General features: G+C 44.0%; 11 protein-coding genes and 3 pseudogenes. 8 read left to right on the plus strand and 6 right to left on the minus strand.

Annotation, left to right across the window (positions count from 1 at the left end; all coding sequences use genetic code 11):
- Positions 1–119 precede the first annotated feature (119 nt).
- From V7L29_RS35515 to V7L29_RS14745, 3 genes and pseudogenes are all read left to right on the plus strand, one after another.
- Positions 120–209: pseudogene (locus tag V7L29_RS35515) on the plus strand (hypothetical protein); the annotation flags it as partial.
- A pseudogene (locus V7L29_RS35520) lies at positions 182–277 on the plus strand (calcium-binding protein); the annotation flags it as partial. The pseudogenes V7L29_RS35515 and V7L29_RS35520, both read left to right, overlap by 28 nt.
- Positions 278–499: 222 nt before the next feature.
- Positions 500–1,687 carry a TIGR03118 family protein gene (locus tag V7L29_RS14745; RefSeq protein WP_334735953.1) on the plus strand — a complete coding sequence of 396 codons (1,188 nt, stop codon included), beginning with the start codon at positions 500–502 and terminating at the stop codon, positions 1,685–1,687.
- 80 nt (positions 1,688–1,767) lie between these two features.
- Here V7L29_RS14745 and V7L29_RS14750 read toward each other — a convergent pair whose 3' ends face one another.
- Positions 1,768–1,980 carry a hypothetical protein gene (locus V7L29_RS14750; protein ID WP_334735954.1) on the minus strand — a complete coding sequence of 71 codons (213 nt, stop codon included), beginning with the start codon at positions 1,978–1,980 and terminating at the stop codon, positions 1,768–1,770.
- Between V7L29_RS14750 and V7L29_RS14755 the strand changes: the two genes are divergently transcribed.
- The 3 genes from V7L29_RS14755 to V7L29_RS14765 all read left to right on the plus strand — a co-directional run bounded on the left by V7L29_RS14755 (position 1,974) and on the right by V7L29_RS14765 (position 3,397).
- Entirely contained in the window at positions 1,974–2,519 is a 546-nt protein-coding gene (locus V7L29_RS14755; RefSeq protein WP_334735955.1) for a hypothetical protein, read from the plus strand. The two genes, V7L29_RS14750 and V7L29_RS14755, sit on opposite strands and share 7 nt — an antisense overlap.
- 12 nt (positions 2,520–2,531) lie before the next feature.
- A complete protein-coding gene (locus tag V7L29_RS14760) occupies positions 2,532–2,699 on the plus strand; it encodes a DUF6582 domain-containing protein (RefSeq protein ID WP_334692530.1) in 168 nt (55 codons plus the stop codon).
- A 65-nt stretch (positions 2,700–2,764) separates the two neighbouring features.
- A complete protein-coding gene (locus V7L29_RS14765; protein WP_334735956.1) occupies positions 2,765–3,397 on the plus strand; it encodes an acetoacetate decarboxylase family protein in 633 nt (210 codons plus the stop codon).
- Positions 3,398–3,452: 55 nt separating this feature from the next.
- Here V7L29_RS14765 and V7L29_RS14770 read toward each other — a convergent pair whose 3' ends face one another.
- A complete protein-coding gene (locus V7L29_RS14770; RefSeq protein ID WP_334692532.1) occupies positions 3,453–3,659 on the minus strand; it encodes a hypothetical protein in 207 nt (68 codons plus the stop codon).
- Between the two features lie 58 nt (positions 3,660–3,717).
- Between V7L29_RS14770 and V7L29_RS14775 the strand changes: the two genes are divergently transcribed.
- The gene (locus tag V7L29_RS14775; protein WP_334692533.1) at positions 3,718–4,347 is read left to right on the plus strand and encodes a MarC family protein; all 630 of its coding nucleotides are present in this window, start codon (positions 3,718–3,720) and stop codon (positions 4,345–4,347) included.
- Between the two features lie 312 nt (positions 4,348–4,659).
- Here V7L29_RS14775 and V7L29_RS14780 read toward each other — a convergent pair.
- Positions 4,660–4,916 (minus strand): annotated as a pseudogene (locus tag V7L29_RS14780) (IS1 family transposase); the annotation flags it as partial.
- A gap of 192 nt (positions 4,917–5,108) precedes the next feature.
- Between V7L29_RS14780 and V7L29_RS14785 the strand changes: the two are divergent.
- The gene (locus V7L29_RS14785; protein WP_334692535.1) at positions 5,109–6,188 is read left to right on the plus strand and encodes a potassium channel family protein; all 1,080 of its coding nucleotides are present in this window, start codon (positions 5,109–5,111) and stop codon (positions 6,186–6,188) included.
- Positions 6,189–6,286: 98 nt separating this feature from the next.
- On the opposite strand, the gene V7L29_RS14790 is transcribed toward V7L29_RS14785, so the two are convergent.
- The 3 genes from V7L29_RS14790 to V7L29_RS14800 form a co-directional block, all read right to left on the minus strand.
- Complete coding sequence (locus V7L29_RS14790) at positions 6,287–6,562, minus strand: hypothetical protein (protein ID WP_334735957.1); 276 nt, start codon at positions 6,560–6,562, stop codon at positions 6,287–6,289.
- A 24-nt stretch (positions 6,563–6,586) separates the two neighbouring features.
- Positions 6,587–6,841, minus strand: a complete 255-nt coding sequence (locus V7L29_RS14795) for a hypothetical protein (RefSeq protein ID WP_334735958.1) — start codon at positions 6,839–6,841, stop codon at positions 6,587–6,589.
- 91 nt (positions 6,842–6,932) lie between these two features.
- On the minus strand, positions 6,933–7,058 hold the full coding sequence (locus V7L29_RS14800; RefSeq protein ID WP_334692538.1) for a hypothetical protein: 126 nt from the start codon (positions 7,056–7,058) through the stop codon (positions 6,933–6,935).
- Positions 7,059–7,316 lie beyond the last annotated feature (258 nt).

The following is a 7,316-nucleotide window of genomic DNA, read 5'->3' on the forward strand; positions in this document are numbered from 1 at the left end:
TACTTCAACAGCAAGATTTGATTCAAGGGTTAACGGGTTTTCACTGGTGGATTAAAATCGGAGCTTAATCGTAAGTGATTTACCGAACATAATATGATGTCCTTAAAGGAACCAATGGTAAAGATGCCATCTATGCAATGGCTGGCTGTAACCGTCTCTATGGTATGGGTGGTGATGATGTATTAGTGGGGGTGCGAACAAAGACTTAATCTTTGGTGGTGATGGTGACGATTTACTCCTGGGGAATAAAGGAAAAGATATCCTATTCGGTGGTGCAGGGATAGATATATTCGCTTTCAAAAAGGAAGATGGTGCAGATATTATTTCCGACTTTCAGGTAGGTATAGATAAAATTGGTGTAATCAAAGGTGAAATTAAGCCAGACGATATCCAATTTACCCAAGTCGGCATTTTAGTAGTAGCAAAGGTCAAATCCACTGGGGAAACTTTAGCATATATCCAAGGTGTTGATGCCTCAAAATTAAATGCCTCTAGTGTTGTGGAAGTGACAAATCAGCCAATTACTCCCAATAATACCTACGCACCCACAGTTTTAGTTTCTAATCGTCAAGAATATAACCCCCAAATTTTTGACCCCACCTTTGCTCTAGCTTGGGGATTAGCAATTCGTCCAGCAGGTTTTGGCGGTCATTTCTGGGTGGCAGCCAATGGTTCGGGTGCATCCTACGAGTATGTGGGTGATGTGAATATTGGTAAACCCAATACTATTCCCCTGTTCCAAGATGATTTGAAATTAGTCACAGTACCCGGTCCCAATAACACCCAGGGAACACCTACCGGAGTTGTTTTCAATCGCTCGAATAACTTTGTGATTACCCAACCCTACTCCGGTGGTGACATCACAGAACCCAGCCGTTTCTTATTTGCCACTGATAGCGGCACAATTTCTGCTTGGACAGAACGCCAAAACGGTGATGGCACATTTGACCGTGCTGGTACTGCCAAAATCGTGATTGATAACTCAACCAGGGGAGACCAATACTTTGGATTAGCAGTCAACCCAACAGGCGATCGCTTATTTGTGGCGAACTTTGGTGTTAACCCCAATATCCAAGTATTTGATGGCACTTTCAAAGAAATCACTTCATCTTTTAATGGATTTGTCAATCCTTTTGTAGGTAGAGATGGCTTCCAACCAGGAGAGTACGCACCCTTCAACATCCAAGTATTGGAAGCACCCAATCAAGCTCAAGCGAGTGTATTTGTTGCCTATGCCAAAACTCAGGAAAACCCAGATAACCCTGGTCAACTGCTAGTAGGTGAAGAAGAAGCGGGTACTGGCTTGGGGAGAATTGCCGAATTTGATCTCACCGGGCAACTGATCCGCACCTGGGAAGATGAAGGTTTGCTCAATTCTCCTTGGGGCTTTGCCTATGCACCAGATGACTTTGGCGGTTTATCAGATACATTACTCGTATCAAATTTCAGTGATGGTACGATTACAGCTTTCGACCGTAACACTCATCAAGCTATTGACTACATGCGAGATACCACAGGTCAACCCGTGATAGAGCGGGGAATTTGGGGTATTTTGTTTGGTAATGGTGCTAGCTTAGGGGATACTAATTCACTATATGCCGCTATCGGTCCCGAAGATTTGGGAGATGGGGTGTTTAGTCGATTGAACTACGTCAATCTTGGTTCTGGTAGTTTGCCAACAGCTTGATGGAAATGCCTCTCTTTGTGAGTGCGATCGCACCTTCAATGGAATCATTGATTTACAGCGGTTTATTTTGTCAGGCTGCGCTATAGTGCGATCGCCACAATTGATGCCATCCATTCTATCCAATCGGTACCCAGAAGCATAAAATTACAATGCAACGGACTGACACGAGATCCTAGTGGTGCATCAAAGACCTCGGCAGCCGCCCGCCGATTAGAGACGTTATGCAGATGTTGCTCCCGGTATATGTATGGACAAAGATTAACTAAAGCGGGTTTTGACGGAGCGGATGGCAATCGGCCCTGGTCAGCCGTGGTTTGAGTCTAAGGTACACCCCATCGACTGGTTCGTTCCTCCTGACTTCACGTTGAGCCAGATTTTCTTTACACAACAAACCGCTTCTGCGCTCGTGTGCGCGCTGGATATATATGCGAATCCCTGTTGGCTTTGTACGCCTCGGCTTGCAGCCGAATGGTATCGACGAGGGCGCTGGGTGACGCTTCTAGACATCGACCCAAAGTTTACCAAATTTGCAGAGTTTCTCCCTTATGATTTGCGGTCGCCACAGCCGATTAACCGAGAATTTGATGTGATTATTGTTGATCCCCCGTTCTTGATCCCTGAGCCAGTGTATGAGGCAATCAATGTTGTGACTGAGGATCGCCGACCGGATCTATTTTTGGTGCTTACCGTCGAACACGAAGCCAAACTGCTGCGGCTTTTTGCCGAGTATCGACTGCAACCGACAGATTTCAATCTGCGGCATAACAATGTAAAAGCCAGTCACCAGCTCTTGTTTCGGTTGTACGCTAGTCAGCCTAATTTGGTCTATTGATGACAATGAAAATTGACAGATGCTTCTCATGTTAAGAATGCATTAGTCTGCTTCGATCAAGTCCAAGACGTGACTGACTCAGATCGCAATCTAGCATTTGTTAATATTCAAAAGGCAGCGGAGCATTATGGGGTTCACATTGAAGAAGAAAGTTGGCATGACCTTGGTAACAAACCATAGACTCATGAGCGGGTGAGCGGATGAGCGAGTATAGAAAAAAGTCAAGTGCATTAAATTGAGGAGAAATGACATATCCATCCACACCCTGGATACTTCAAGGCTATGCTTACCAAACTTTGCAATTGGTGGACACAAAGAGCATTCGTACACTTGTACCAACAGAGATGGAAATCTACAACATATTGCCTGGCAAGACATTAGGTGGTGTGTATCTGGCTTGTTATGGTTCGGGTTCGGTGCTTGAGTATAGCGAATTATTTGTTGCTGCGGCTTTGGTACGCTACGCAGGTCGCTTAGGCTTGTTTTGCTCTCATGTTTATGTGGACAATGCTGATGCTGCTGCGGCTGGTCGTGAAATCTGGGGCTTACCTACACAAATGGCTGACTTCAGTTGGTCGAAAACGAAGCATGTTTGCTGCCGTGTGCGACAACAACAAAGGCTACTATGTACGCTTGAGGTAGATTGGCAACTTCTATTGTGGCAGCAAAGTTTAGCTTTACCTAGTTTCAGTGCTAATGAGTCTAATCTATTTTTGTTTGAGGGTGAAGCCGAGTGCAGGTTGGGGCTGGTGAGTGCTAGGTTAGCCGTACCAGCACAAAGTCCTTTGACAAACTTGGGTAATAGTCAACCTTGGCTGACGATTTGCGCTCAATCTCTACATTTAGTAGCATATGAACCAAAGATTTTCGTTTTGTGAACTAGTCGATTAGGTGATGAGTTTACTGTTTTGGCGAATTGGTATAACTTCAATTTCATAGCGACGAGACAATTGGGTCTTGCGCTGAGTCGTGTCGTTCAGTAAGGGTTTTCGCCCATTTGTCAAGGAGTTTTTTGAGTTCGGCATCAGATAGGTCTTCACAATCAATGATCGCCTGCCGTTCATTCACATACAATTGGTCAGAGGCTTCTTGAACTTCTTTGCTCCTAAAAGGGTAATGGTGCAAAAAGTTTGATCGCACTGTGGCTGTCTGCTAAACTCTGCTTTTAGAAAACCCAGATATCCAAAAAATATTGATAATGTCGTTGATTCCAAATACATTAGCAACTTTTGTGGCTCTTTTTCCAATCGCCAATCCAATAGGTGCAGTTCCAGTTTTCTATAGTTTAACATCAACACAAACCTCATCTGAACGTCATCGGCAAGCAAGGCAAACTGCCACAAATGTAGTTTTGGTTTTAGCTGTGTTTTTAGTAGCTGGGAGATGGATTCTGGAATTTTTTGGAATTTCACTTCAGGTACTACGCCTAGCAGGCGGATTACTTGTTACTCATACAGCGTGGGAAATGGTGACAGCTCGTCAGAGACTAACTGCATCAGAAAATGATGAGGCTATAGACAAAGAGGATATTTCTTTTACACCAATGGCAATACCATTAATCAGCGGCCCTGGAGCAATTGGGGTAGTAACGAGTTTATCTGTTAACTTCAATCATTGGCTAAACTATTTAGAATCCTTAGTAGGAATTGTTTTAATTGGGATTAGCCTTTACCTATGCTTCGTCTTAGGAGAACCACTGATTAATCGGTTAGGAAAAAATGGTGTGGGAGCGTTAAATCGTGTTTTTGGTTTTTTCATTCTCGCAATTGGTGTGCGGTTTATTGCTGATGGCTCTATTTCATTGTTGAAACAGGCATTCCCTATTTAAGTAAGTCCTGAATTAAGACAGCAATCGCATTCTTGTCAAGAATGCGATCGCCATTACAACCCAACAATTTACCTCATCCACTGCACCCAATCGGGAGCAATCGCAATCAGTTGACCAAACTTAATCGGGTTGATGTCTTCAAACTCCAGCATCACCCCCCAACGCTCATCACTTATCAGGGTAGTGAGTAGTTCTTTAACCGACTACACTCCGTACTCTAACCGTTCAATCGCTAACCGAGCGTAATATTTAACCTGTTGCCACCACGAATCACTGAGTTTTGCTTCCCCGTCCATACCCCCCCAATTTTTATCTCCAGTTTTCCCCCTCAACCCGTGTCATGTAAGTCTTGCTCACAATTTGGTCTCCTTGTGAAATAAAGCCTGGATAGACCAACCATCCATCTGTAACATAGAAATAGCACTGCCAAGCACTGACGATATCCCATAAAGGTTTGAAAGTTTCAGCGCTATGATCACCCAAAACCCACGCTAAAATACCTTGTGTGAAGTGGTTGACTGCTGTCCAAAGCCAAAGAGTGTTTTTTTTGAGCCAATGAATGTTTCTAAACATGCAATTAATCGGGTGAGCTTTGTGAGAAATGACTTACACTGCTACCAACCAATCGCACACCACAGATGTACACTCGCTATTCATTGTTAATCCAAAGGAGCCATTTGAGTCAGAATCTTCAAAAATCTTGCTATGCATAGTTTACAATTTTTGTCAAAGGTAAAAGTTCCAACTCAGGCAATCAAACGATGGCAATATGTGAGGCAAGCATCGGTATCTTAATTATTGTGATTGTGTCGTTTGATGTATTTCAGGTGGTGATCGTTCCTCGTCGTTCGCCGCGCACGTTTAGGATTTCATCTCTACTGATCAGATTATTTTGGTTGCCGTGGCGAAAACTAAGTTTGCACACCGGCAAGCGGCAGGAGTATTTATTGGGAATATTCGCGCCGTTGTCATTAATGCTGCTGCTTACAGTTTGGGTGATTGTATTGATTTTTGGATACGGACTGATCCTGTACGCTCTGCAAGACTCCATCCAACCTGCGATTCGAGATTTTGGTAGTGCGCTTTACGTAGCAGGAACCTCGCTGCTCACCCTTGGATTTGGTGATTTTGTCTCCGTAGGAATTGCACGGGTAGTGATGCTGGCGGCAGCAGGATCAGGATTGGCAGTGATGTCGCTTGTGATCGCGTTTTTATTCTCCCTTTACAACTCATTACAGCATCGTGAAGTTTTTGTCAATCTTGTCGAGGCGCGGGCTGGGAGTCCTCCATCAGGGGTAACGTTGTTAGAAACTTATACTCGGTTAAAGATTCTCGAGCAACTGCCTCTTGACATTGCTGATTGGGAAGTTTGGGCAGCGGAAATTTTGGAGAGCCATCGCGCGTATCCAATTCTCTCGTTTTTTCGCTCGACTCTGGAAGATGATTCCTGGATTAGTACACTCGGTGCAATGCTCGACGCTTGTACGCTATTGCTCACTACCGTGCAAACTGAGCATAGCGGTCGAGCGTATTTGATGCACCGAATGGGCTGTCGTATTGTTTTGGATCTGCATCAGTTGTTTCAACTTCCCCTAGCAGATATACTCGAAGTTGATCGCGAACAATTTGAGCAGTCACGGGCAAGTTTAGCACAGGCGGGTTTTGTGCTAAAGGATGCACAATCGTCGTGGCAAAAGTTTTTGGAGATGCACTCCGCTTACAGCAGCTTACTCAACACGTTAGTTGAATACTTTGCCACCAAACCGCCCTTATGGACTGATCATACTTTCCCTGCCCCTCATCCGCTTGCTCGCCGATTTCGCCAGAAAACAAACTCATGATCGCCTTGCTCAGCCTCAAGTCACTGATTCATAGACTTGATAGCTATCTTGAACCTGGAGCGAGTGCAGCAGGGGAGCAGAGGTATTGATAATGGCATTCAGCAGATGTTTGGCAGTAGTTTATATTTTGCAAACTGTTCAAACGTTGTTGGTGTGAGTGCTTCAGGTGTTCGTACTGTAGCGTAAACCCCGTCAGGATTGCCAAGAGCGCGGAACAGATTTCCTAACTCTCGTTGTACATCAAGTGTCGCTCCTGTCGATGCAAGGTACTGCTGTATTGATTCAATAGTCACCTGAACATACTTGATAGAACGATCAAGCACTTGTAAAAGGATAGCAGTTGTTTCAACGAGCGTTAAATTTTCTGGCCCCATCAGATTACGAGTCCACTGCCCTGCTCAAGCATCATCAAGTAAATAGTTTGCTGCCTGATCGCCGATATCATCAGTACTAATCCAAGGAATATCATGGTCATAAAAATCGCGAACATTGCTATGTTGTACAACAAATCTGAATCCTTCTCTATCTAGGGATATGTCTTGTGAAACTGCCCGGATGTTATGGATTGGCACTTTGTGTGTCTCGAACTTCCAGTTGGATAGTGGAATCCCTGATGGTCGTTTGTAAGTATAGATGACAGGCTTTTCTGCCATTGGCGTAAAGTAAGTAAAGAATGCCTCAACGTGCGGCAGGTCAAGCAAAAAACGACTGTCTAGGCTTATAAAACATCCTTTTTCAGAATAATTAAAGACTTAAATCAATTTGAACTATTCCTTTTTTGTCTTTATCTACACGAAATAGAGAATCCCGTGAAGCATTCATCACTGCATCATAGCGCTGGCGATCGCCCATTGGCTCCAAATTTATCAAACCCAATCACCGTAGGCATTTGCCAGTATTTGAGGATGAAATGAGATTTTATCGAGATTACTGATACTGAAGAACAGAATATCATGGTTAGCTAATAATTAGATAGTCTAATATTCAGTTTTGCGAATAAAATAATTACTGACTGTTAGCGAAGCTGTGTTGATGCTGACTTTTCCCGTTAAGTCTCTTTTGCAAGCTGCCAACCCTCACAGAGATCGTGTAATTTTAACCAACCTCGCCACAGTACTTGAATGCCAA

Origin of the sequence: Nostoc sp., assembly GCF_036916575.1 — a bacterium.
Taxonomy (GTDB): domain Bacteria; phylum Cyanobacteriota; class Cyanobacteriia; order Cyanobacteriales; family Nostocaceae; genus Nostoc.

What these genes read in the sequence shown, in the direction of transcription:
- V7L29_RS14765 (WP_334735956.1), top strand. Translation starts at nt 2,765, where the DNA reads ATGACATATCCATCCACACCCTGGATACTTCAAGGCTATGCTTACCAA.
- V7L29_RS14790 (WP_334735957.1), bottom strand. Translation starts at nt 6,562, where the DNA reads ATGGGGCCAGAAAATTTAACGCTCGTTGAAACAACTGCTATCCTTTTA.
- V7L29_RS14785 (WP_334692535.1), top strand. Translation starts at nt 5,109, where the DNA reads ATGGCAATATGTGAGGCAAGCATCGGTATCTTAATTATTGTGATTGTG.
- V7L29_RS14755 (WP_334735955.1), top strand. Translation starts at nt 1,974, where the DNA reads ATGGCAATCGGCCCTGGTCAGCCGTGGTTTGAGTCTAAGGTACACCCC.
- V7L29_RS14775 (WP_334692533.1), top strand. Translation starts at nt 3,718, where the DNA reads ATGTCGTTGATTCCAAATACATTAGCAACTTTTGTGGCTCTTTTTCCA.
- V7L29_RS14795 (WP_334735958.1), bottom strand. Translation starts at nt 6,841, where the DNA reads ATGGCAGAAAAGCCTGTCATCTATACTTACAAACGACCATCAGGGATT.